We start from the raw sequence: 25,055 nt of genomic DNA on the forward strand, positions 1-25,055 counted from the left end.
TATAAGGGCTGTTCTAAGTAAGAACAGCTCTTTTTTATACATAATAGAAACCTTGCACCTAAAGGGTGCTGATTTGTGATAAACTTTAATAGCATTGATGCGTATTGAAATAGAAAGCAGGTGTTTTGATGATTAACCCTAAAATACTAAAAGGGTTGGCCATTATATCGAATGTGTTTGTGGTACTTGGTTTCATCTTTTTGATTATGATGAAAGTAGTACTTGCGATTACGATGTTCGTTATAGGCTTAACGATAAGTTTAATGATGTTTAATGTTTTATTCCGCGACAGAACAGGAATGAAGTTAATTATAAATCTTTCTTTCATAATCGTAATGATTGTCATTATCGCGGCATACTTTATGTTGAAATAGAAATAATACATGAGGAGTACACTATATGAATCGAGCAGTACGAAACCGTATTTTCAAGTTGTTCGTCGGTTTGATTTTAGTCATATTTATTATTTTATTAATTGTTAATGAAACCGGCTTATTCCATAAAGACCGCAATTATACGTTTGATGAAGCGGTACAACTTCAAACACAAAAAGGTGTATTGAATACTAAAGAAGACAAAGGACGTTTTGTGAATGCATCTGATGAAGATGTTGCACAAGCCATGAAGATCAAAAATCAGCACCAGAATATCAGTTATATGGATATCTCTGAAGAGGTGCCGATGGATGAAGCAGAAGTCAATCAAATGTTAAAAGGCAAAGGTGTACTTGAAAATAAAGGTGATGCCTTTTTAAAAGCACAAGAAAAATATGATGTGAATGTAATTTACCTTGTGAGTCACGCTTTGATAGAAACCGGACATGGCCGTTCAGAACTTGCAAAAGGTATCGACTATAAAGGCAAGACGTATTATAACTTTTACGGTATCGGTGCTTTTGATGAAGATGCGATGAAGCATGGACACAGCTATGCGAAAAAACAAAAGTGGACTTCACCTGAAAATGCTATTATGGGCGGTGCGCGTTTTGTACGCAAAGAATTCTTCGATCGCTATCAAATTTCTTTATATCAAATGCGCTGGAATCCAGCACATCCTGGTCAGCATCAATACGCCAGCGATATCGGATGGGACCAAAATATTGCAGGGATGATGGAGCATTATTATCAAAAATACGGCATCAAAAAAGACGATGTACGCAAAAATTTCTATAAATAACAACAAGAGGGCAGCAGCCCTCTTTTTTGTAACGTAAAAGCATAGTAAACAGGGAATATGATATGATAAATAAGAAGTGTTAAAAAGAGGTGGATTTTGAGATGAAAATAGCTATTGTCGGCGGCGGCATTGGCGGATTAACCGCAGCTGCCTTGTTGCATGAACAAGATCATGAAGTTCATGTATTCGAACAACAAGAGGAAATCAAAGAAGTGGGTGCCGGAATCGGTATCGGCGGCAATGTTTTAGAAAAATTAGGCAACCATGATATGGCAAAAGGGATTAAAAATGCAGGACAAGTTATCAAAGAGATGGAAATCTTAGATGATAAAGGACATACATTGAATAAAGCTGTGATGAAAAAAGGGACAGTCAATTTAACTTTGGCGAGACAAACATTAATTGAGATTATCGCTTCTTATGTACCGGATTCTGTGATTCATACAGGTACTAAAATTATCAACTTAGTACAAAACAGTTCGAAAGTTACATTGACAACTGAGCAGGGCGAAGCACATCATTTTGATTTATGTATTGCGGCAGATGGTCTGCATTCTATAATTCGCCAGCAAGTGAATCCGAAAGCAAAAGTGAATTATCAAGGTTACACATGCTTCAGAGGATTAGTAGAAGATATCAGCCTGACACAGCAACACACCGCAAAAGAATATTGGGGTGCTAAAGGCAGAGTAGGGATTGTCCCATTATTAAACAATAAAGCCTATTGGTTCATCGCAGTGAATGCGAAACAAGGCGATCCTAAATTCAAAGATTTCACTAAGCCTTATATCCAAGCTTATTATAATCATTATCCGAATGAAGTACGCCGCATCTTAGACCAGCAAAGCGAAACAGGTATTATCCGTCATGATATTTATGACTTAACACCGATGCAGTCATTTGTGTACGGACGCACATTGCTTTTAGGCGATGCTGCACATGCGACAACACCGAATATGGGTCAAGGTGCAGGACAAGCTATGGAAGATGCAATTGTATTAACGAACTGCTTAAGCAAATACGACTTCAGAGAAGCATTGTCGCGTTATGATGCATTGCGTGTCAAACACACTGGAAAAGTAATCAAACGTTCACGCAGTATCGGTAAAAAAGCACAGTACCAAAACGGATTGATGATCGGTTTGCGCAATTTTGTCTTAAAACGTATTCCGTCTAAGCTTATTTCTAACCAAGCAAAATTCTTATACAAAACTAAAGCTGAATAATAAAGCACTCTCAATAGAGTTGAGGGTAAGCTATAACAGAAAATAGAAAACAGAAGGACAGATATCAGAAAAGCAAAAGAGGTTGGGGCCGTTTGGCCTCAACCTCTTTTAACATTCATCGATAATGCATCGAATTATTATTGTAATGATGGTTTATTCTACATCATTAACGACGAATTTAGGTGCTTTGTTTTCTTTTAAGACGTCAACTGTGTTATTCGCAACAATTTTTGCCATGCCGTCACGTGCTTCAAAAGTTGCGTTGCCGATATGCGGTGTGATAACCACATTATCTAGTGATTTCAAGTCTTCTGTGATTTTTGGTTCGAATTCGTAAACGTCTAATGCTGCACCTTCAATAACTTTATCTTTCAATGCATCAGCAAGTGCTTGTTCGTTAACGATAGGTCCGCGTGAAGCATTGACTAAATAAGCAGTCGGTTTCATTTGTTTGAATTGTTCTGTGTCGAACATATGATGCAAGTTATCGTTATATGCTGCGTTGATTGTTACAAAATCAGAGTTTTCTAAGAGTGTATCAAAGTCAGCATATTTCACACCTAATTCACGTTCTTTATCTTCTTTGCGGTGAGGACCAGTGTAGAGAACATCCATATCGAAAGCTTTGGCACGTTTTGCGACTGCTGAACCGATTGCACCTAAACCTACGATACCGATTGTTTTGCCTGAAACTTCTCTGCCTCTGAAGAATAGAGGTGCCCAACCGTCAAAGCCTTTTGTACGTGAAAGTTGATCGCCTTCAGGAATGCGGCGTGCTACTGCAAGGACTAATGCGAAAGTAAGTTCTGCAGTAGAACGTGTTGAAACTTTTGGTGTATTTGTAACATAGATACCTTTTGATTTTGCAAAATCGATATCTACGTTGTTGAAGCCAGCGCCGTAGTTTGCGATGACTTTCAGATTTTCTCCTGCTTCAATCACATCTTTGTCTACGTTTGTAGATAAGATACTGATTAATGCATCTGCATCTTTTACACCGTTTTTCAATGTTTCTTGGTCCACGACACCGGGACCGTCATACATATCTACCTCAATATTGTTTTCTTTTAGGATATCTAACCCTACTTGAGGGATGGGTCCTGCAATATAGACCTTAACCATACAAAACACTCCCTTTCTTTGCTTATATATTAAGTATATTAGAAGGAAGGACGATAAACAATTAATACACTGTGATTAACTTTTGCATTATGAAATTAATTTTAATCCGACAGAAGAGACAACAATTAAACCGATACAAAGAATGCGCCAGAAGTTTTTAGATTCATTGTAGAAAATCATACTGATAATCGCACCGCCGCCGGTACCGATACCTGTCCATATAGCATAAGCTGTGCCCATCGGTATAGATTTCATCGCAAGAGATAAGATACTGAAGCTGAAGATAAACGCAATACCTAATAAGACGATATAGAATTTTTTACCGGTACGATTTAATTCGTTTAATAAGATAACGCCTGCTATTTCGAAACAACCGGCGATAAATAAGAAAAACCAAGCCATTATTGTGAACCCTCGCTTTCTGTGTCATCTGTGGAGAGTTTCAGTCCGATAATACCAATCAGCAGTAATACTATAAAGAAGAGTTTGGTAAAACTGAAAGGATCTCCGTAAAAGACCATATCGATAATAATTGTACCGACAGTTCCGATACCGACGAAGATGGCATAAGCCGTTCCGACAGGTAAGGATTTGCAGGCATTGATGACGAGCGCGAAACTAATAGCAATCATAATGAATGTGACGCCCCAGCTTAAGACAGAATCCGCATTTTTAATACAATTGACCCAAATGATTTCAACAAGACCTGCCAAGATAACTTTGAACCAGCGCATGTCGATTCCTCCTCATTTTTTTAATCAGTACTGTCCATTCTCTCAAATTAGGCATAACCTTACAATCAACATGTTTTTAATTTATTGATATCTGAACAAAAGAAAAAACAGCACAATGTGCTGTTTGAAATTATTTGATGAAGCGGATAGTCAATGGAATGACATAATCTTCTCCATTATATGCTTTCACGGCTGCGATAATTGAGAAAATAAAACTCAATAGTGCGATAATCGGCGCAATCACAAATCCTATCAAAACGAACATCAATAATAGAGAAACAAAAGACCATATTATATAAGAAATAAAATAATTGAAGTAATTTTTAGCCGTTTGATTAATAAACTCAGATTCTTGACCTTTTAACAACCAAATAATAAGCGGTCCGACAACGGTTGTAAAGAAACTGAGGACATAAATCAAGCATGCGAATGTACGTGCATCGGGTGTGGGAAACTGTTGATACTTTTCTGTAGTGTCATGGTGCAGCTCTGTTGTTTCGTCTTTCATCAAAGTATGCCTCCTAAGTATATGGTAGATTAAGTATAAAAAATTCATTTAGCAATATACTCTATTCATTATTATACCAGTATGACGAAAATGCGTATATCCATCACTAGAAATATGAGTATTTTAAAGATAACAGTCAGGAAACAAATTTATATTTTATTATTTGCTTAATCATGTTACGATACTTATAATACACCGTTTAACCGTCGCAGAAAACTGTTGTTGTGCATGTTCAGACAGACACAAGTTCCTTATGTTTTCTGTTTTATTTTTGTTAAAGACGGTTAGATAGTTAAGGCAATATTTTTTACTTCGAGAGCCGTACTTCACTTTATTTTTTGCAATAAAGCGCTTGTGCGGTTTTTCATAATCACGATAAAACAGAGAAAGAAGGTATACAGTTATGAAAATTGCTATTGTAGGATCAGGTAACGGGGCTGTTACTGCAGCGGTAGATATGACAAGCCAAGGACACGACGTTAAGTTGTATTGCCGCAACGCATCCATTGAAAAGTTCGATAAAGCTATTGAGCAGGGCGGCTTTCATTTTAATAATGAAGGGGAAGAAAGCTTTGTCAACTTTACGCAAGTCAGTGATGATATCGAAGAAGTAATCGAAGGGGCAGAAATTATTCAAATGATTATCCCTTCAACGTTCATCGAATATTATGCACGTATTATGGCGCCGTTTGTGAAAGATGAGCAGATTATCTTCTTCAATATGGCCGCAGCCATGGGCTCAGCACGTTTTATTAATGTATTGGAAGATGAATACATTGATGTACGCCCGCACTTCGCAGAAGCGAATACTTTAACTTATGGTACACGTGTTGATTTTGAAGAAGGTATTGTCGACTTATCATTAAATGTACGAAAAGTCTACTTCACATCTTATTATCAAGAATACTTAAGCGATGACTTTGAAAAAGTAGAAAAAGTTTATCCGCAAATCATCAAAGAAGAAAACTTATGGAAAACCAATTTAGAAAACGGCAACCCAGAAGTACATCCCGGCCCTACACTCTTAAATGTGGGACGTATTGATTATTCTGGCGATTTCTCTTTATATAAAGAAGGGATTACAAAACATACCGTACGTCTATTGCATGCGGTTGAATTAGAACGTTTATCTTTAGGCAGACGTTTAGGTTTTGAATTGCAGACGGCTAAAGAAGCACGTATTCAACGCGGTTATTTAGAAAGAAAACACGAAGATGAGCCATTGAACCGTCTGTTTAACGAAAGTCCTGTCTTTTCTCAAATTCCAGGACCGAATCACGTGAAAAACCGTTATTTAACTGAAGATATTGCTTTCGGATTGGTATTATGGTCAAGTTTAGGTCGTGAACTAGGGGTAGAAACACCTAATATTGACGCGATTATTGTGATTGCTTCAACAATCTTAGAACGTGATTTCTTTGATGAAGGTTTAACGATTGATGAGTTAGGCAGAGATAAAGTTGGATTAGATTAACAATTAAACAAGGGGGATAATGTATGAAAAGAATGCCGACATTACTTGAATCAATTTCTACAATTATCGTTATGATGATTTTGGTAATTGTAGGATTTGTAGTATTTGGAATTCCGGTACAGCCGTTATTAATTCTTTCAGCTGCTTATGCTGCGGTAATTGCGTGGCGTGTAGGATTGCGCTGGAAAGATTTAGAAGAGGGGATTACAGAACGGTTAAGTACTGCCATGCCGACAATTTACATTATTCTATGTGTCGGAATTGTGGTTGGGACTTGGATGTATTCAGGCACTGTACCTGCACTGATTTATTATGGTTTAAAGTTATTGAATCCTAGTTATTTCTTAGTATCTGCTTTCTTGATTTCAGCTATTACGTCTATGGCGACAGGGACTGCTTGGGGATCAGCTTCAACTGCCGGGATTGCATTAATTGCGATTGCCCATCAGTTACATATTGATCCAGGCATGGCAGCAGGTGCTATTATTGCAGGCGCAGTATTCGGAGATAAAATGTCTCCGTTATCTGATACAACAAACTTAGCCGCAATGGTCACAAACGTTAACATTTTCTCACACATCAAAGCGATGATGTGGACGACTATTCCTGCATCGATTATAGGGATGATTGTATGGTTCTTTGCGGGACTGAATCATAAATCAGGCGCAGATAAAAGCCAAATCAATGCTTTATTGCGTCAGTTAGAAAATGTTTATCATTTAAACTTTGCAGTATGGATTCCTGCGATTGTGATTATTGTTTGTCTTTTAATGCGTTTTTCAACAGTACCTGGCATGCTCGTGTCATGTGTTGCGGCGATTTTTGTCGGCGCATTGAATCATGGGTTTAAATTTGCGGATGGTTTCAAAGCTGCATTCGACGGCTTTAAACCAGATATGATTGTACAACAGGTACATTTGAATGATAAAGCCTCAACATTGCTTGAACAAGGCGGTATGATGAGCATGACACAAGTCATTGTGACAATCTTTTGCGGTTATGCATTTGCGGGCATTGTTGAAAAATCCGGTTGTTTAACAGTGATGTTAAATACAATTAAAGACAAAGTAACTTCTCCAGGTACATTGATTTTAGTGACAGTAGTATCTGGTTTGATCATGGTCTTAGCTGCCGGTGTTGCATCAGTAGTTATTATCGTAGTAGGTATGCTGCTGTATGATATGTATGATGAAATGAAATTATCCAGAACTAATTTATCACGTACATTAGAAGATGCAGGTACGATGATCATCCCATTAATACCTTGGGGGACTTCAGGTATTTACTATACACAACAACTCGGTGTTGATGTTTATTCTTACTTCATTTGGACGGTGCCTTGTTATTTATGTGTGGTATTCGCATTGTTTTATGGCTTTACTGGATGGAGTATCAAGAAAGAAAAATCACCGAATGCAACACATTATACACAGCACGATTAAGCTTTTTAAGCTGTCTCACATGGCGTGGGGCAGCTTTTTTACATTGATTTCTTACATTTTCTAGTATTTTTAACATTAGAAAGGAACATATCCGGGTATAACTAACTAATGAGAGTAGTACAATTATAGTTATGCAAGAAGGATTAATTGCATTTACAATCATTGCTTTTGAAAATTTAATATTAATAATGTTTAGTTGTGTACTAAAACGGTTATTAATACTATATGAATGAGGTGATTCCATGCTATATGTAGTAATACTTGTAGCGATATTACTATTGTGTCTAGGAATTCATCGATACTTCAATTTAGATAATTTAACTGTAAAATATCCTTCTATTATCTATGTAGTAATCAGCTTTATATTGTATTTTGTAGCAATTTTGCAATATAGAGTTGATTCTTCTATGTCGGAATTTTTAGCACATGAAATATTGATGACTTCAATATTCGGGTTGTTAATCTTTTGGACCTTATCTCAAAGTAATAAAACAAAAGATACAGTTGTTTATACGATTATGATTTTAATCCTATCGTTTGGTGCAGTCGCAACGACTGGACCGCAACTAGGAATTAATGCAACAGTCGAGATGTTTGTAGTACGTATTGTACTTACAGCAGGTATGGCCATAGGACTAGGCGGTTATGTCTTTTACAGACAACTTAAACGTCCAGTCTCAGAAAGCTTTCCATTACTTTATATTTTAGCTTTCGCATTTTGGATCATGGTTGCATATTGGTTATAACGAAAATTCAGAGATAAGATAAATGAATGCCGATAGCTTAGGTGTATAAACCTGAACTATCGGCATATTTTTTTGCCTTATTGGATTGTGATTTCGCGAATACATAAAGAAGAGCATAAAAAATACCAACTGATTGTAGCGTATCAGTTGGTATCATATGCATTCAAAAATTAGTGAATGTAGTTGTAGCTGCCAGCTTGTCCAGCTGAGATAGTACGTGAAGTTACAACGCCAGGACCTTGACCGTAGTTCATTTCTGAAACGTTGATTGAACCGTCACTGTTAACACTTTCAACGTAAGCAACGTGACCGAATGCACCTTGGCTAGTTTGTAAGATAGCGCCTGCTGCTGGGCTGTTGTTTACTGTGTAACCAGCACCTGCTGCTGCGTTTGCCCAGTTGTTAGCGTTGCCCCATGTTGAACCGATTTTACCGCCTACTTTGTCAAATACGTAGTAAGTACATTGACCTGAAGTGTAAAGGTTAGCACCTGATGAAGTGCGGTTTGACATAGTGCTTGTGCTTGATTTTGGTGCTGCTGTTGTAGTTACTTGAACGTTGTTGTCTGATGTTGAGTATGAAGCACCTAAGCCGCCAGTACGTGGAGCTGTTGCTTGTGTATTGTAGCTAGTGTAGTTGCTGTAGTTATTGTTAGCTGTGTTGTTATTGTTGTATTGTGCATATGTTGAGTAGTCATTGTTGAATTGGTTTGCTTGGCTCCAGTTACCTTGCCAAGTGTAGTGGTAGTTACCTTGTTGGTCGATTGTGTATGAGTAGCTGTAAGAATATGGATCGTTAGGGTTGTATCCATTATTTTGAGCTGCATCTGCATCGTTGTGAGATAAAGTTAAAGCTGCGATTCCTAATCCTGCTGTAGCGATTGTAGTTGTAGCGATTTTATTCATAATTAAATATCCTCCTAAAGATAATAAGCTAATTTTAATATTATTAATAAATCTCGTGACTAGATTTACATTTCTTCATAAATTTCGTTTATTTGTTTCGTGCTCTTAACGACAAGACTTACTTTACCAAAAAAAATCTGGTTTGTGTGGGTTGTTATCATTTTGTAATTTAGTTCTAATAATTATGTATTTGCATGTAATAAGCATTAAAATAGTGATTAATGCTCAAAATCTTGATGTCATCGCTTTTTTAACAATGTTAATCTAATGTAAATGACATGAATATTACAGGTTTGTAATATTACAGAAAACTTTAAAACATAATTTAGAGTGAAAATATGTTGATTTGTATTTACTTCTTGGACGAATTTAAGTAGCAATTAAGTGTAAATTGTCCTTCTTTTAATTGTACTTAATCTAACGCAGAACATCTGATTTATAAGGAGTTTTAAAGAAATAGATTGTGTTTCTTCTTATATAAGAGAGAAAAAATTTTCCTATATATGAGAGTGTAAGCACAAAGTATTGACTTCATTCTGAAAGGGGGTGTATTATTTAAGTATAAAAATTATACCTAGAGAGGTGAACTAAAGTGAAATTAGAAATTGGAATGACATCCTTTGCAGACAACACTGAAATTCATACAGAAAATGGCGTTCAAGAAAAAATATCAGCCGCACAACGTATCCGCGATATAGTAGAAGAAATTCAACTTGCGGATGAAGTCGGTCTTGATTTTTACGGATTAGGCGAACATCATCGTTCAGATTATGCCGTATCTGATCCGGTATCTGTACTTGCCGCAGCCGCACCTTTGACAAAACATATTAAATTAAGTACTGCCGTGACAGTTTTATCTTCAGATGATCCTGTACGTGTATATGAACGCTTCGCAACATTGGATGCGCTGTCTAATGGACGTGCTGAAATCATGGCTGGACGAGGCTCTTTCATAGAATCCTTCCCGCTATTCGGCTATAATTTAGATGATTATGATTAATTGTTCGTTGAAAAGCTTGAACTATTGAAACGTATCAATCAACATGAGATTGTTAAATGGGAAGGCGGTTTACGTCCAGCAATCGACAACTTAGGTGTATATCCTAGAGCAGTGCAAAAGGAAATTCCAATTTTGCTGGCAACAGGAGGCACACCAGAGTCTTCAATGAGAGCTGCAGAATTCGGTTTGCCGATTATGTACGCAATTATCGGAGGCAATCCAAGACGCTTCAAACGCAACATTGCAATCTATCGTGCAGTTGCTGAAAACAGAGGCTACAGCAGAGAACAAATGCCGGTAGCGACAAATTCATGGGGCTATATTGCAGATACTGATGAAGAAGCCCAAAAAGAATTTTATGTTTCTACAAAAGTAGCGCATGATATTATTGCGAAAGAACGCAACTGGCCGAAATACGACGAAGCACATTTCCAACGTGAAATCAGCGACGAAGGTGCGATGTTTGTCGGCAGCCCTGAAACAGTAGCTAAAAAGATGATTGCTGTAATAGAGGAACTGGATATTGATCGCTTTACGCTTCACATCCCTCTAGGTTCAATGCCTCACGACCGTGTAATGAACGCAATTAGATTATACGGAGAAAGGGTAAAACCAATTGTAGAGGAATATTTCAATAATAAATAAAGGAGATTGTATTATGTTATTACGTTATTTAAACAATATTAAAATTGCTAAGGAATTATTGCAGGCTTCAGAACCTAAATTAAAAGGCGACCCAGGTATGAAAGATACATTCGAAAATGTATTCGGTCTTGATTCTAAATGGGTAACTGTAGCAGGTGCACTTGAAGCAGCAAGTGGTTTAATCTACTTATTAAGCTTCGGAAACAAAAAAATGACAAACGTTGCTTCATTATTAGCAGTAGGTGTATTAGGTGTTGCTATCTATAAACACTACGAAGCTGGTCACGGTAAAGAAGGCGCTAAACACGCTACAGACTTAGTGAAATTAGCAGTATTATCTTCTGCTGACACAATTTCATTCTGCAAAAAATAATAGTATTTAAATAACTGAAATAAAAGGCTCAACCCTCTAAATCAAAGCGGGTTGAGCTTTTTTATGTCTATTTATTTAGAAATGCAGCGTTTCAAATGCTTCGCTGTTAAAGTATCGGTTTCAAGCAAATCTTCAGGACGGCCGCAAAACAGGACTTGACCGCCGTCTAATCCAGGTCCTGGACCGACATCAATCATCCAATCTGCTTCGCACATCATAGATAAGTTATGTTCGATTAAAATGACTGTATTGCCTTCTTCTATTAATTCATTAAAACGATTCAATAACAGCGGAATATCTTCTTCATGCAGACCTGTAGTAGGTTCATCGAAAATATAGACTTTGTCTGAAGTCGGTTCAATCAAATGCTGGCTTAACTTAACACGTTGTATTTCACCGCCGGATAATGTATCTAACGGCTGACCTAAAGCCATATAATTCAAACCGGTTTTGCTGAGGGAACGCAAGGCATCTTCAATAGCTTTATGTCCTTTAAAGAAATTAATGCCTTCATCTACAGTCAATTCTAATACGTCTGCGATATTATAACCATCAACAGTCGCATCTAATACTTCTGGTTTATAACGTTTGCCGTGACACACTTCGCATGTTTGAGAGAAGTCTGCCATAAAAGCAAGTTCAGTTTTGATATAGCCTTTACCGCCGCAATTCAGACAAGCGCCTTTGGAATTATAACTGAACATCGCTTTGCTTAATCCAGTATGCTTGCTGAAGAATTTGCGTACGTCATCAAAGACACCGAGGTACGTCAATAAGTTAGAACGACTTGAGCCTTGTACAGCTTTTTGATCGACGAATACGGTGTTGTCATCATCTTCAAACCCTGCTTTTACAAGTGTACTCTTTCCTGAACCAGCAACACCTGTCATGACAGTCAGCACGTGTTTTGGAATATCTGCTGTCACTTGTTTAAGGTTATTGCGCGTAATTGGCCCTAAATGGTAGTAATCCTTAATCGGTCTTGGACTGGATTTGAACTGATGTGATTTGCGCAAAGCATCACCTGTTGCAGTGTCCGATTGCAGTAATGCTTGATAATCACCTTCAAATGTAATCTCACCGCCGTTTTTACCAGAGCCAGGACCCATATCAATGACGTGGTCGGCTTCTTTTATGACATCCGGATCATGTTCTACTATTAATACTGTATTGCCTTTAGCTTTAAGCGACTGCAAGATTTGATTGATTTTTTGAATGTCTTCCGGATGCAAGCCGATGCTGGGTTCATCAATAATGTAGACTAAATCAGACAATGGGCTGTTTAAGTGGCGGATTAATTTCAAGCGCTGCGCTTCACCGCCGGATAATGTAGTAGTCACACGATCAAGCGTCAGATAGCTTAAGCCGATAAAATCTAAAGCTTCGAGTTGTTTTCGAAGCGGTGCGATAATAAATTCTGCGGTCGGTTGATTGAGCTGATCTAAAAATTCAAGGTTCTCTTTAATTGTCATTTTAGTAAAATCAGAAATGTTATAACCGTTGATTTTACAACTTAATATCTTTTGATTGAATCGCTGTCCGTGACAAGTCGGACATACTTTAGTTGTTACGACATTTTTTAAATGTTTCGCATAACGCTTTTTCGCAAACTCTTTATCTCCTAAAAAGATACGGCTGAATCTAGGAATCAATCCAACATATTTAGCGGACTTGCGCCAAGCTTTCGGCGGATTTTTTAATTTCATAGGCTCTTGATATAAGAACAAGTCCAATTCTTTTTGTGTATAATCTTTCAGTTTCTTATCATTATCAAAGAGTCCGCTGTCGCGATAAACCTTTCCGCGTTCTTTATCCGGACCGAAAGAAGGGAAGTCAATCGCACCTTCATTGAGTGATTTATCCCAATCCAGCAATTCATCTAAGTTGATATCTTCAATATAACCTAAACCTTCACAAGTTTTGCACATACCTGAAGGACTGCTAAATGAGAAGACATCAGAATAGCCGACAAAAGGTGTTCCGATCCGCGACCAAAGCAATCGTACAGAAGCGTAGATATCAGAAATCGTACCGACTGTAGAACGAGAATTACCGTTAAAGCGCTTTTGACTGATAGTCATTGCGACAGGCAAGTGGTCAATACTGCCGACTTTTGGTCGGGGCTGCTGATTCAAGTGAAACTGTATGTAACTGGAGTAAGTTTCATTTAATAAGTGTTCAGACTCTGCCGCAAGTGTATTAAACACAAGAGAAGATTTGCCAGAACCTGAACGTCCTGTAAACACAGTTATCAAGTGTTTAGGGATATCGATAGAGATAGATTTTAAATTATTTTGTGCTGCATCTTTTACACTGATATAATCTTGTTTCAATTCATTTGCCTCCTTGTGTCTGACAAACATGTCATCAATTATTTGTATTCCCGAAATTTCATTTCTTATTTCTATTCTCATTGGCGACTAATTGACATAATGGGACATCCAAGTTCCCAAAATAACCCGTTTTCCAACTTTACGCACTTTAAGAGTGAATTTACTAACAGTCCTTTCACTAAATTGATTTTTTTAGTCAACAAAAATAAATGGCGCATTATTGATAGATGTAATAAAATTAATGGTATAAAGTCATCTCATTTGGAAATATCAGAATAATTCACTAAACATCTTAGCTCTACATCATGAAGGAGTGAATTGAGTATGAACAACAAAAATGTTATTAATGATTTATCAAAATTTGTGACAGTAGCACAAAAGGTCAGAGAGGTTAGTGCCATTATCAAAAGCGAATATCAAATCTCTTTTGAAGAACTCTTCATTTTAAACTACATTCACAATAGCGAAAAAGAACGCACTGAATTTAATGTTAAAGAGATTATACAACTGTCCAACTTGAAACCATACTTTATTTCTAAAGCGATTCAAAAACTTAAAGAACGTAAACTTTTAAGTAAAAAACGAAATAAAAATGATGAAAGAACAGTCATTTTAGTGGTCGATGCAGAACAAAGAAGTGAAATCGAAGCACTATGCGACGCCGTCAGCAAAGTATTTTAATCAGATAAGAAGTTGGGGGAATTAAGCTATTTCCAATGAGATGAAATTATAGCGCATCCTAAAAGAAACAATCTTTTGCGAATGTATTAAGATAAGAAGCCGGATAAGTGTATCTGACTTCTTATTTTATTTGTAAAAAATCAAAGCTTACCCCATTTTTACAAGGAGATGTTCCAGGGTAGAGTAAAGTGTATCAATTGTAATAGAAATGAGGTTATATATGAAGCGACCCATCAAGGTTATTTGTAATCTTGTACATCTCGCAACCTCGATAGCAGGAGGTTTGTTAGTGGCGAAGTATATCCGATAGTTTGGACGGGTTTGTATATAGCGATGGGCAGCTGACTATTAAATCCTACAAAGGAGTGATGAGCATATGACAACCAATGCTGTTATTTTAGGTGCCGGCGGACAATTCGGCATGGCATGGGAAATCGCTTATTTAAGAGGCTTGTTTGATCAAGGTGTGGATTTACGTACGGCACATGAATTTGTCGGCACTTCAGCCGGTGCACAAGTCGGTACAGTTATAGCATCAGATGCAGACTGGGAAACAATTTGGGACGAACAGCTGCAGTATGAAAGAGAGGAAAGCAATCCATTAACGGATGAAGATTTAGAAATCATCTTCAGCAAGTTTGAATCATTAGCCAGTGATTCGCGTACAGTAGAAGAATGGGTTGCTGGTATGAGCGACATGGCGATGCATCCTAGAGTAGATTTGCCTGAAACAGAGCGTCTGAATATGATTCGCAATAGTCTCGGCAACGCTGTATCTGGTTGGACAAAAGGATTGAAAATTGTGGTGACAGAAGTTGAAACCAATCAGCGCCGTGTCTTAGATAAATCATCAGACGTTTCGTTAGTTAAAGCTATTGCGGCCAGCGGTGCCTTTCAAGGTGCGTATCCGACAATTCAAATCGACGGCAAACATTATTATGACGGCGGATCATATTCCATGGAAAATCCGGATGTGAGTGAAGCGGATAAAGTAATCGTATTAGCTGCTGATTTGCCTGTCAAAACACCTTTCGCACTTTCAGATGTGATAGATAAGATGAAAGAACGCGGACAAAAGGTACATTTAGTAAAACCAGATAAAACGGTCATGGACATTTTAGCACGTTATGACTACAACACGATGAATGGCGCCATGCGTAAAGAAGTTGCACAAGCAGCTCGCAAACAAGGCCAACAAGACGCAAGTGCTATCGCAGAATTTTGGAATTAAGCGTATGTATCTTCTCTATATACAAGTATTATAGTAATGAAGAGAAAGAAATAAAGAGAAAAACAAGAAAAATAAAGAGAGAAAAAAGAAATACAAAGAGAGAGTATAAAGAAAGAAACAGAGAGAAAGCATAAAGAAAAGAAGGGCGATTTTTGTAGTGAACCCAAAAAGTTGAACTTTTTGATTAAGCTATTTTCCTAAGGCGAGATTTCTGTATTCAACAGGAGTCTTGCCTTTTAAATTTACTTTTCTTCTTACGTTATTATAGTAATTGATATATTTGTGTATTTCTAATTCCAACTCTTCATAAGAATTAAATTCTTCTCCATAAAACATCTCTTGTTTTAATAGGCCAAAGAAATTCTCCATTGGAGAATTATCATAACAGTTCCCTTTACGCGACATACTTTGAAATATATGATTGTCTTTGAGCGCTTTTACCCAAGCTTTATGCTGGTAGTGCCAACCTTGATCAGAATGTACTGTAGTTCGATAATTTAATTCAGGTATATTTTTAATAGCCTGATTTAAAGATGACAAAGCACATTCTAAATTTGGGTGCCTACTAATAGAATAAGCGATGATTTCTTTTGAAAATACATCTAAAACAGGTGACAAATAAAGCTTTGTATTTGTATTCTTAATATTGAATTGAGTAATATCTGTTAATAATTTTTGATAAGGTCTATCTGATACAAATCTTCGATTTAGTATATTTTTAGCGACTTTTCCAGTGCTTCCTTTATAAGATTTATAGTTTCTGCTTCTATGGTTAAACTTTGTGCATAAAAGTTTATTTTCTCTTGTTATTCTTAAAACTTTCTTATGATTAACTATAATCCCCATTGCATGAAGCTCTAAAGTAATTCTACGATAACCAACACGTTCATGATTTTTTCGATAATTTCTTTAATCAACTTCAGCAGAGGTGCATCCTTATACTCTTTTAAACCTAAATTGTTTTTCCAATAATGATAGCTGCTTTTAGCTATATTGGCTACTTTTAGAATATGATTCAGCTGATAATCTTTCTCTTTCCTTAACTCAATAATAGCTGAAACTATTTCTTTGTTTGATTTTTTCGAGCTAAGGATTGTAACTTTTTTTCGAGTTCAATTTGGATTTCCAACAATTTATTTTCATAACGTAGTCTTTCAAGTTCTTCTCTTTCAGTTTCGTTTAATGGTTGGTTAGACGATTCACTCTTCTTATTTTTCATGGCTTTGGACACACGACCTTTCGGTTTTGGTTTTAAGCCAAGAATACCATACTCATTAAATTTCTTCTGCCATTGAGCAATTAAGGAAGGGTTAGGAATATTAAATATTTTCGCAGTTTCTTTATACGATAAATGATGTTCCAATCGGTATTCTATGATTTCACATTTTTCTTCTTTTGAATATTTTCTTTTTGTCATATCAAAAGTAAGACCTTGAATACCGAAGGTATCGTACTGATAGATCCATCTTTCAATATAAGAATGATGAATATTGTACTTTTTAGCTAATGAACCATAACCAATTTGTCCGCTTTTGTATTCTTGTAATATTTTAAGTTTGAAATCTAAACTATAACTTTTATTCATAATTAAACACCCCAAAAGTTGAATTTTGTAGGTTCAACTTTTGGGGTGCAGTACATTTCGTTTTTGAAAATCGTCCTTCTTCATTAATAACTGTTCCCTTAAAGTTGTTTAAGACTTTGAGGACAGTCTTAGTATTTTCTTAGGAAGTTGACTTCTCTGTTGTAGTGTTTTTGAACAACGTCTTTTTGAACATCGTTTAAAATGTCTTCGATTAAATCCGTTTCATGTGCCAAGATACGAATACTGATACCATGTGTTGCTAATTGTGTGATACCGATTCGGCAATCTGCTTCTTTAGTATAAGGCGCTATTACATCATAGAGTGCTTCAACAGTAGTACTGTCGACATCCGGATGGATGAAGTAGCAAGAACCTAAGTGTGAATAGCCTTCCATATAACCTAAAGCGTCTACACGGTTTTTCTTCGGATCTAATAATAAATTATCGAATACGACCAATTCGCCATCCACAAATATCTCGTTCAATAAGTGCAGATATGTGTAGGTGAAGTGGGATTCATCCGGAGAATAGCCCGGTGTTAAGATGTCAGTATAAAACATCGCACCTGTTTTAGCGATATGGTATTGGTTGTGTTGATAGAATTTCGCATCTTTAAAAGCGATAATCGGATCTCCGACATATTCCATATAAGCATTATCTTCAATAGTAAATGTTTGATATTGCTCAACGTGATCTTTTAAAGTTTTGTAGATTTTAGTTGCACCTTGTGATGTGAGTGTTGTGGCCGCATTTTCTTTGACTTTGACATTTAAGCGATAACGATCGCCGTCTAAATAACCGCCGCCTACATTAACGATATAGAATGTAGGGATATTTGAACCATTCAAATAAATAGGGCGTATAACTTTTAATGCTTTTTCAAAGAAAATGTCACGTGCTGCAGAACGCTCGCCATCATTGAAGACAGTGATATCAAGTTGTCCTGTCCATTCTGTGACATTGTGCATTATTCTAGTCCTTTAAGCAATACGTCGCGTTCAATCCAGTTAATCACATTGTCTAAACCTTCTTCTGTTTTAAGGTTTGTGAATGTGAACGGACGGTCTCCGCGGAATGTGCGTGTATCTTCAGCCATTTGGTCTAAAGATGCGCCGACATAAGGTGCTAAATCTGTTTTGTTGATAACGAAGAAATCAGATTTAATCATACCTTGTCCGCCTTTACGCGGGATTTTTTCACCTTGTGCAACGTCGATGATATAAATTGAGAAATCTACAAGTTCAGGACTGAATGTAGCTGCTAAATTATCGCCGCCTGATTCGACAAAGATTAATTCGATATCTTCATGACGTTCGATTAATTCATCAATCGCCGCGAAGTTCATAGATGCATCTTCACGAATTGCAGTATGCGGGCAGCCGCCGGTTTCTACACCGATAATACGGTCAGCAGGCAGGACACCTGAATTTACAAGAATTTTTTCGTCTTCTTTTGTATAAATATCATTCGTGATAACACCAATGCTTAATTCTTCTTTTAAATGTTTGACTACTTTTTCTACAAGCTCGGTTTTACCTGCGCCTACAGGTCCGCCGATTCCGATTTTAATAGGTTGAGTCATAAATCTATAGCCTCCTAGGAAATAAAGATTCGTACATTCACTTTTTCATGTTCCATTTGATTGATTTCAAGTCCTGGTGCAGTGATGCCGAATTCAGACGCTTCAGTGAAATCTTCTTAGTCAAAAGTGTACTCGGCGGCTTATTGATACTGATAGGTATTTTTATAGCTTCGAAAAAAGCAGGCATTTACTCAATTGCGGCCAATATTATCGGCGTGGTTGTGGTTATGATGTTCGGTGCCAACCATGATGAAATCAATGCCGGCCTTTATGGTTATAATGTCGTCCTTGTAATTTTAGCTTTAGGTGTGACATTTAAAGAGGCATCTGTCTTTAACAAATACTTAAGTATGTTGTTTGGAATCATTATTACCGTAGTCATGCATGCAGGCTTAGTCACATGGCTGAAACCTTTCGGTCTGCCGGTATTTACCTTGCCGTTTATTGTCGCAACATGGATTATGCTGCTGGCGGGCAAATCTGCGTATGCAAAGTCTAAAAATGAAACGCAAGTATAAAATAAAAAGATAAAAATCAATAACATAAGAGAAGCGGAATGCTGCCCTGATTGTGTAGGGAACATTCCGCTTTTTCACTTGAATTATTTTATTATTTCATGAATTTCTCTTTAAGATCTTTACGCATAAACTCTAGTGTATACGGGTCATTGTACCAATAAGTTTTAGCATCAACTTTAATCACGTGATTATTTTTAACTGCCGGCAAGTTTTTCCATAGATTTGTTTCTGTGTATGAAGGTACTGCTTTGCCTGCACGTGTTGATACGATGTAATCGCCTGCATATTCAGGGATTTTTTCTTGTTTGATTTCTGCCCAGCCTTCTTTTTCAACAAGTTCTTTTTGTTTTTCAGGCATTTTCAAACCGAATGCTTGATAAATTACTTCGCCGCCGCGACCCCAGTTAGGACCGTACGTATAAAGTTTTTTATCAAATTCGTCTAATAAAGAAACAGTCGCATCTTCACCGATTTTGTTTTTAATAGCTTTGCCGTCTTTAGAAGTTTGTTTTTTCCATTCTTCTGTCCATTTTTTCGCTTGGTCTTCTTTGCCTAATAATTTACCTAATTCAATTTGCTGATCAAGGTATTTATGTTTAGCATAGTCAAAGACTACAGTAGGTGCTGCTTTTTGATATTTCTTGATGTTTTTATCAGTTGAGTAAACGATAATTAAATCTGGTTTTTGTTTGATAACTTTTTCTACATCTTCACTGCCAGTTGCGCCGATTTTTTCAACGTCTTTGAATTTTTCTTTTAAAATAGGGCTGTCATCGACTTGGCTGTTGACTGCGACAATGTTGCCGCCTAATTTTTTAATACCGCCCGCATATGTAGGTGCTACTACTGCAATACGTTTAGGGTCTTTCGGTATTTTTACTTTCTTTCCATTATCCATTGTATATGAACGCATTTCTTGCTTTGAATCTTTTTGATCATTTGATTGTTTACCGCAAGCGGCAAGAACGAATACTAAAATAATCATAGGAATCAATAATTTCTTCATCTGTATTTTCCTCCTAATTGAAAACGATTATCATTACTCTAGAATTATAATCGTATTTTGCGAAAAGCACAATATAATTTTGTAAAAAATTTTAGAATTGAGTTATTTGAAGAAAGAAAAAGTACCATGCTCTTTGGAAAAGAACACAGTACTGTCGTTTTAAAATAGGTCGAGTTCAGATTTTGCAATGTTCGTATAAGCAGCATCTTGCATCGGCGGGTTATGAAGACCGGCACGCATATCACGATAATAACGTTGAAGCGGACGTTCCATTTCTAAACTTTTAGCACCGACGATACGCATTGTAATATCAATCACTTGCAGACCTTGGTTCATAACCAAGACTTTGCTCGCTGACGTTTCGTTCCATACAGGTGCATCCGGCGATTCATGATACATACGTGCAGTTGACCATAAGAATGCGCGTGATGACAGCAATAATGATTCCATCTCTCCGACAGATTGCTGAACGGTAGGGAGATGGGCAATAGATTGATCGATACTGTTCGGCTGATGTGTTTTCGCAAAGTCTTTCGCATAATCCGCTGCTGCTTGAGCAATTCCTAAATAAACACTTGGAATATGTAAAATCCATCCATTCGGACTTTTAGGACCGCCTGCGATTTCTACGAAATTTTCAGTCGGGATTTTAACATTTTCCAGCACTAAATCATGGCTTTCAGTAGCACGCATGCCTAGGACATTCCATGTTTGTGCAATCGATAAACCTGGTGTACCTTCTTCAACTAAGAAGAAACCGTACTGATCTGTTGCTTCATTGTAGCCGCTTACTAAGAAATGTGTCAGTGCAGGGCTCATTGAAGTGAAAGTTTTAACACCGTTTAAGATGTAGCTGTCACCTTCTTTAACCGCATGTGTCGAAGGTTTTCCTCCGCGTGTCGGACTGCCGGTATCTGCTTCGCTGACTGCACGATTAATCAATGCGCCTTCTTTAACCGCTTTTGCAAACTGATTTAGTAAGTCGTCATCCCATTTCTTTTCTTCATAGAGCTGTCCGACAACGCTTAAATGCCAGCCGATTGATAGTGCAGTTGCGCCGTCTATTGCGCCTAAATAGGTCTGCAAGATGACCATATCTTCTACTGTTGCACCTTCGCCGCCATAGGCTTTAGGCAATGTTAATAAGGTATAGCCTTCTTGTTTCAGCCATTCAATATTTTCATAAGGGAAGCGGCTGTTGAGGTCGTTATGTTCTGCATGTGCCTGAAAGTCTGCTTTGACAGCTTGTAATTTCTTTAACCATTTTCGTTGTATGTCTGAGTGTATTAATCCTGATTCTAACAAGACGTTTCCTCCTCACGTTGATAAGTGTATTAAGTTTAGTGTATCACTCGGAATAAAGAGTTGGAAGTTTTTCGTGGTAAGAATCAAAATTCATATCGGCAGAAAAACATTCAGTGCACCGCTTAATACAGACATACACAGATGCTTTACATTATTTAGTAAATACAATTAAATAGAGAGTGATAGAACAAGTTGGAGGTAGAAAATGAAAAAGATATATTTTAATCATGATGGCGGCGTGGATGACTTAGTGTCGTTGTTCTTATTGCTTCAAATGGAAGAGACAGAATTAATCGGGGTCAGTGCAATCGGCGCAGACAGTTATGTAGAACCTGCAGTGAGTGCTTCTGTTAAGATTATCAACCGCTTCTCAAACCGCGACTTAAACGTTGCTCCATCTTATGAAAGAGGAAAGAATCCATTCCCTAAAGATTGGCGCATGCATGCTTTCTTCGTAGATGCTTTGCCTGTCTTGAACGAAAGCAGAACGACAAAGCGTTCAGAAGTGTCACACTTAGAAGCTTATGAAGATATCATTGAAAAATTAACACAAAGCGATGTACCGGTAACACTCTTATTTACAGGTCCGTTAACTGACCTTGCAAAAGCATTAGAAATAAAACCGGAAATTACAGAGAAAATTGAACGTTTAGTCTGGATGGGCGGCACTTTCTTAACAAAAGGAAATGCGGAAGAACCTGAGCATGACGGTACAGCAGAATGGAATGCATTTTGGGATCCTGAAGCGGTCGCAAAAGTATTCGAGTCAGATATTGAAATAGATATGGTCGCACTCGAAAGTACTAATAAAGTACCGTTAACGTTAGATGTACGCCAAATGTGGGCAGACCAAAGAGATAACTTAGGTGTCGATTTCTTAGGTGTTTGTTATGCAGGTGTACCGCCGTTAACACACTTCGTTACGAACTCAACGTATTTCTTATGGGATGTCTTAACAACCGCTTCAGTCGGCAAACCTGATTTAGTACATGTCCAAGATGTTATGACTGAAGTTATTACACATGGTCCAAGTCAAGGCCGTACAAAACGCGTACATGAAGGCGGAAGACTGGTGCATGTGGTGGATGATGTGAATCGCGAAGCTTTCTTTGAATACATGACACAATTAGCTGCCAAAGTTCAGCAGTAAGCGAGTGTAAAAGTTACACAAATAAATGTAAACTATCCGTAAATTTAAATTAACATATGTGCTATAATTTTCCTTGGAATCATACCAAGGAGGTCAGACTATGACAACAAAACATATTACATTCACAGCGATTATGACCGCAATCATTGCTTTACTAGGGTTGGTACCGCCGATACCTTTACCGTTTATGCCTGTTCCTATCGTATTGCAAAACGTAGGAATCTTCCTCGCAGGTATTCTTTTAGGTAAGAAATATGGTACATTAAGCGTAATTGTATTTTTAATTTTAGCAGCGTGCGGTGTGCCTGTATTATCGGGCGGCCGCGGCGGAATAGGGGTATTTGCCGGTCCTTCAGCAGGTTTCTTATTCTTATATCCGGTAGTGGCGTTCTTAATCGGGCTCGCACGCGATAAATTTATCGAACGTATCAACTTTGTACGTCTCTTCATTCCTGTATTGATTGCTGGAGTATTGCTTTTAGATATCGCAGGTACTTTAGTGATGGGTGTTTTTACAAATATGCCGTTATCTAAAGCTTTCTTCCTATCTTTTGTCTTTATGCCTGGAGATGTGGTTAAAGCTGTTATTGCTTGTTTAATCGGTGCAGCTTTATTAAATCATACAAGATTCAAACAATTGATGCGTTTCTGATTAAAGAAAGAGGGAGAAATATGCGGCCACTATCCATGCGACTGATTGATCAGCCAGGCACTATAGCTTATCAAGATGATGAAAAGACAATCTATTTAACACCGTCAGAGCCTTTGACTTATTACACAAATAAATGGGTGTATCATCAAATGCCGGAGTTTGAGGATTGGTTAGAAGATGCACAAGCACAGTTGAAGCAGCATCATCAGCAAGGCAGTCATCATCTTGCATTTTCATTTCCTGAAGATACATCTTTGCCAGAAGTCTTCACAGATTACTTTGATAAAGAAGGTTTTGAACTCGGGTTATTAGAAATGTATGCGATTGAAGCAGAAGCGCTGCAAGCTGAACTGCCGGAGCATTTGGATATTCGCTGGGTTGATATTTATCATTTAGAGGATTATTTAAAGATATGCCGCTATTTCTCTTTAGACTATGGCCGAGACTATGCGGATGAAACGGTGAAAACACTGCGCGAGCAATTTGAAGGTTCAACGCATGTAAAACGAGTTATCGCTTATCATGAAGGCAAACCTATCGGTACGCTGGATATCATTGAGTCAGACGCAGCGATTGAAATCGATAGTTTCGGGGTCATTAAAGAAATGAGAAGACAAGGTGTCGGCCGTGCGATGCAGGCCTTTGTCGCAAACTATGCAAAAAAGAAACCGATTATTTTAATAGCAGACGGCGAGGATACTGCTAAAGATATGTATATCAAGCAAGGGTATACGTATATCAGTTACAGTTATAACGTTGTGAAAGAGAATATATAAAATAAAAAGCTGTGTTCACACAAGTCAGTCTTGTGAGGACACAGCTTTTATACGTTCTGGATGACTATAAATATTAAAGTTGCCGTCTCTGATAAATCCGATGGCTGTAATATTCAAGTCATTTGCGAGTGTGACCGCAAGGGTAGTCGGTGCGGATTTAGACAAGATGACACCAACCCCGATTTTAGCAGCTTTGATTAAGATTTCAGATGAAATACGTCCGCTGAAAATCAATACCTTATCTCGTACTGGAATATGACGCTCTATACAAAATCCATACAATTTATCTAAGGCATTATGACGCCCGATATCTTGACGATGTTCAAAGAAAGCTTCGCCGTCGCTGATGGCTGCATTATGCAGGCCGCCGGTACGTTTGAATAATGTGCTGGCTGTCTGCAGTCTTGTCATCATATTAATGACTTGTTTGGGCGTCAATGTAATATGCGACATAGATGTTTTCGCAATTGCAGCATCGTTTTGGAAATAGAACTCGCGGCTTTTACCGCAGCAAGATGCAATCATACGTTTTGTCGAATATTCAAAACGATCGCCTAAGTCTTTTGTCAGTTCTACATGAGCAAAGCCTTTACTGTCGTCGATTTGAATGGATTTTAATTCATCGCGTTTTAAAATCGCGCCTTCAGACGCTAAAAAGCCCAGTACCAATTCTTCCATATGGTCTGGACTGCAGATAACGGTCGCAAATTCCTCGCCATTGACCATAATTGTTAAGGGAAATTCGGTAACGTAACTATCTGTAGTTTCAAACAATTCTCCGCCTTCGTAACGGACGATTGTCTGATTGGTTAATACATCTATATCTTTATTATTCATAGGCATAACTCCTTAATTCAACAGTATACTATATCTGGTTTATTTTCA

25 protein-coding genes and 3 pseudogenes are annotated in these 25,055 nt (G+C 37.5%); 14 read left to right on the top strand and 14 right to left on the bottom strand.

What is annotated here, in order from left to right:
* Positions 1–128 precede the first annotated feature (128 nt).
* The 3 genes from MUA90_RS03520 to MUA90_RS03530 all read left to right on the top strand — a co-directional run bounded on the left by MUA90_RS03520 (position 129) and on the right by MUA90_RS03530 (position 2,402).
* A complete protein-coding gene (locus tag MUA90_RS03520; protein WP_105993248.1) occupies positions 129–374 on the top strand; it encodes a hypothetical protein in 246 nt (81 codons plus the stop codon).
* A gap of 25 nt (positions 375–399) precedes the next feature.
* Positions 400–1,176 carry an N-acetylglucosaminidase gene (locus tag MUA90_RS03525; protein WP_262588374.1) on the top strand — a complete coding sequence of 259 codons (777 nt, stop codon included), beginning with the start codon at positions 400–402 and terminating at the stop codon, positions 1,174–1,176.
* Positions 1,177–1,277: 101 nt separating this feature from the next.
* Complete coding sequence (locus MUA90_RS03530; protein WP_262588376.1) at positions 1,278–2,402, top strand: FAD-dependent monooxygenase; 1,125 nt, start codon at positions 1,278–1,280, stop codon at positions 2,400–2,402.
* A 153-nt stretch (positions 2,403–2,555) separates the two neighbouring features.
* Here the strand turns inward: MUA90_RS03530 and MUA90_RS03535 are convergent, their stop codons facing one another.
* The 4 genes from MUA90_RS03535 to MUA90_RS03550 all read right to left on the bottom strand — a co-directional run bounded on the left by MUA90_RS03535 (position 2,556) and on the right by MUA90_RS03550 (position 4,766).
* Positions 2,556–3,524, bottom strand: coding sequence for a 2-hydroxyacid dehydrogenase family protein (locus MUA90_RS03535; protein ID WP_262588379.1), 969 nt, complete (start codon positions 3,522–3,524; stop codon positions 2,556–2,558).
* An 87-nt stretch (positions 3,525–3,611) separates the two neighbouring features.
* Positions 3,612–3,926, bottom strand: a complete 315-nt coding sequence (locus tag MUA90_RS03540; protein WP_262588390.1) for a DMT family transporter — start codon at positions 3,924–3,926, stop codon at positions 3,612–3,614.
* Entirely contained in the window at positions 3,926–4,258 is a 333-nt protein-coding gene (locus MUA90_RS03545; RefSeq protein WP_114602812.1) for a DMT family transporter, read from the bottom strand. The genes MUA90_RS03540 and MUA90_RS03545 overlap by 1 nt, the downstream gene beginning before the upstream one ends.
* A gap of 130 nt (positions 4,259–4,388) precedes the next feature.
* Complete coding sequence (locus MUA90_RS03550; RefSeq protein ID WP_114602813.1) at positions 4,389–4,766, bottom strand: DUF4870 domain-containing protein; 378 nt, start codon at positions 4,764–4,766, stop codon at positions 4,389–4,391.
* A 403-nt stretch (positions 4,767–5,169) separates the two neighbouring features.
* On the opposite strand from MUA90_RS03550, the gene MUA90_RS03555 reads away from it, so the two are divergent.
* From MUA90_RS03555 to MUA90_RS03565, 3 genes are all read left to right on the top strand, one after another.
* Positions 5,170–6,240 carry an NAD/NADP-dependent octopine/nopaline dehydrogenase family protein gene (locus MUA90_RS03555; protein WP_105993255.1) on the top strand — a complete coding sequence of 357 codons (1,071 nt, stop codon included), beginning with the start codon at positions 5,170–5,172 and terminating at the stop codon, positions 6,238–6,240.
* A 23-nt stretch (positions 6,241–6,263) separates the two neighbouring features.
* On the top strand, positions 6,264–7,682 hold the full coding sequence (nhaC, locus tag MUA90_RS03560; protein WP_262588391.1) for a Na+/H+ antiporter NhaC: 1,419 nt from the start codon (positions 6,264–6,266) through the stop codon (positions 7,680–7,682).
* Positions 7,683–8,089: 407 nt separating this feature from the next.
* The gene (locus MUA90_RS03565; protein ID WP_234019049.1) at positions 8,090–8,428 is read left to right on the top strand and encodes a hypothetical protein; all 339 of its coding nucleotides are present in this window, start codon (positions 8,090–8,092) and stop codon (positions 8,426–8,428) included.
* 170 nt (positions 8,429–8,598) lie between these two features.
* Here MUA90_RS03565 and MUA90_RS03570 read toward each other — a convergent pair whose 3' ends face one another.
* Positions 8,599–9,333, bottom strand: a complete 735-nt coding sequence (locus MUA90_RS03570; protein WP_262588393.1) for a CHAP domain-containing protein — start codon at positions 9,331–9,333, stop codon at positions 8,599–8,601.
* Positions 9,334–9,925: 592 nt separating this feature from the next.
* On the opposite strand from MUA90_RS03570, the pseudogene MUA90_RS03575 reads away from it, so the two are divergent.
* A pseudogene (locus tag MUA90_RS03575) lies at positions 9,926–10,978 on the top strand (LLM class flavin-dependent oxidoreductase).
* Between the two features lie 13 nt (positions 10,979–10,991).
* Entirely contained in the window at positions 10,992–11,351 is a 360-nt protein-coding gene (locus MUA90_RS03580; RefSeq protein WP_262588394.1) for a DoxX family protein, read from the top strand.
* A 71-nt stretch (positions 11,352–11,422) separates the two neighbouring features.
* Here MUA90_RS03580 and MUA90_RS03585 read toward each other — a convergent pair whose 3' ends face one another.
* On the bottom strand, positions 11,423–13,432 hold the full coding sequence (locus tag MUA90_RS03585; protein ID WP_262588798.1) for an ATP-binding cassette domain-containing protein: 2,010 nt from the start codon (positions 13,430–13,432) through the stop codon (positions 11,423–11,425).
* Positions 13,433–14,008: 576 nt separating this feature from the next.
* Here MUA90_RS03585 and MUA90_RS03590 point away from each other — a divergent pair.
* A complete protein-coding gene (locus MUA90_RS03590; protein ID WP_262588395.1) occupies positions 14,009–14,365 on the top strand; it encodes a transcriptional regulator, SarA/Rot family in 357 nt (118 codons plus the stop codon).
* A 376-nt stretch (positions 14,366–14,741) separates the two neighbouring features.
* Complete coding sequence (locus MUA90_RS03595) at positions 14,742–15,596, top strand: patatin-like phospholipase family protein (protein ID WP_262588396.1); 855 nt, start codon at positions 14,742–14,744, stop codon at positions 15,594–15,596.
* A gap of 189 nt (positions 15,597–15,785) precedes the next feature.
* Here MUA90_RS03595 and MUA90_RS03600 read toward each other — a convergent pair.
* The 5 genes and pseudogenes from MUA90_RS03600 to MUA90_RS03620 form a co-directional block, all read right to left on the bottom strand.
* A pseudogene (locus MUA90_RS03600) lies at positions 15,786–16,487 on the bottom strand (IS3 family transposase); the annotation flags it as partial.
* A gap of 169 nt (positions 16,488–16,656) precedes the next feature.
* Positions 16,657–17,181: a transposase gene (locus MUA90_RS03605; protein ID WP_262588397.1), complete on the bottom strand. Its 525-nt coding sequence runs from the start codon at positions 17,179–17,181 to the stop codon at positions 16,657–16,659.
* A gap of 128 nt (positions 17,182–17,309) precedes the next feature.
* A complete protein-coding gene (locus MUA90_RS03610; protein WP_398577380.1) occupies positions 17,310–18,152 on the bottom strand; it encodes an urease accessory protein UreD in 843 nt (280 codons plus the stop codon).
* Complete coding sequence (gene ureG / locus MUA90_RS03615; RefSeq protein ID WP_114602819.1) at positions 18,149–18,763, bottom strand: urease accessory protein UreG; 615 nt, start codon at positions 18,761–18,763, stop codon at positions 18,149–18,151. The genes MUA90_RS03610 and ureG overlap by 4 nt, the downstream gene beginning before the upstream one ends.
* 14 nt (positions 18,764–18,777) lie before the next feature.
* A pseudogene (locus MUA90_RS03620) lies at positions 18,778–18,867 on the bottom strand (urease accessory protein UreF); the annotation flags it as partial.
* Positions 18,868–18,906: 39 nt separating this feature from the next.
* On the opposite strand from MUA90_RS03620, the gene MUA90_RS03625 reads away from it, so the two are divergent.
* The gene (locus MUA90_RS03625) at positions 18,907–19,281 is read left to right on the top strand and encodes an urea transporter (protein WP_316959806.1); all 375 of its coding nucleotides are present in this window, start codon (positions 18,907–18,909) and stop codon (positions 19,279–19,281) included.
* A gap of 91 nt (positions 19,282–19,372) precedes the next feature.
* On the opposite strand, the gene MUA90_RS03630 is transcribed toward MUA90_RS03625, so the two are convergent.
* Complete coding sequence (locus MUA90_RS03630; protein WP_262588399.1) at positions 19,373–20,287, bottom strand: iron-hydroxamate ABC transporter substrate-binding protein; 915 nt, start codon at positions 20,285–20,287, stop codon at positions 19,373–19,375.
* Between the two features lie 159 nt (positions 20,288–20,446).
* On the bottom strand, positions 20,447–21,592 hold the full coding sequence (locus tag MUA90_RS03635; protein ID WP_262588400.1) for an acyl-CoA dehydrogenase family protein: 1,146 nt from the start codon (positions 21,590–21,592) through the stop codon (positions 20,447–20,449).
* A 205-nt stretch (positions 21,593–21,797) separates the two neighbouring features.
* On the opposite strand from MUA90_RS03635, the gene MUA90_RS03640 reads away from it, so the two are divergent.
* The 3 genes from MUA90_RS03640 to MUA90_RS03650 all read left to right on the top strand — a co-directional run bounded on the left by MUA90_RS03640 (position 21,798) and on the right by MUA90_RS03650 (position 24,170).
* Positions 21,798–22,742, top strand: coding sequence for a nucleoside hydrolase (locus MUA90_RS03640; RefSeq protein ID WP_262588401.1), 945 nt, complete (start codon positions 21,798–21,800; stop codon positions 22,740–22,742).
* A gap of 100 nt (positions 22,743–22,842) precedes the next feature.
* On the top strand, positions 22,843–23,394 hold the full coding sequence (locus MUA90_RS03645) for a biotin transporter BioY (protein WP_262588402.1): 552 nt from the start codon (positions 22,843–22,845) through the stop codon (positions 23,392–23,394).
* 20 nt (positions 23,395–23,414) lie between these two features.
* Positions 23,415–24,170, top strand: a complete 756-nt coding sequence (locus MUA90_RS03650; protein WP_262588403.1) for a GNAT family N-acetyltransferase — start codon at positions 23,415–23,417, stop codon at positions 24,168–24,170.
* Positions 24,171–24,194: 24 nt separating this feature from the next.
* Here MUA90_RS03650 and fdhD read toward each other — a convergent pair whose 3' ends face one another.
* Entirely contained in the window at positions 24,195–25,007 is an 813-nt protein-coding gene (gene fdhD, locus MUA90_RS03655) for a formate dehydrogenase accessory sulfurtransferase FdhD (RefSeq protein WP_232167809.1), read from the bottom strand.
* Between the last annotated feature and the right edge of the window lie 48 nt (positions 25,008–25,055).

It is taken from the genome of Staphylococcus sp. IVB6181 (assembly GCF_025561445.1).
Classification (GTDB): Bacteria; Bacillota; Bacilli; order Staphylococcales; family Staphylococcaceae; genus Staphylococcus; species Staphylococcus simulans_B.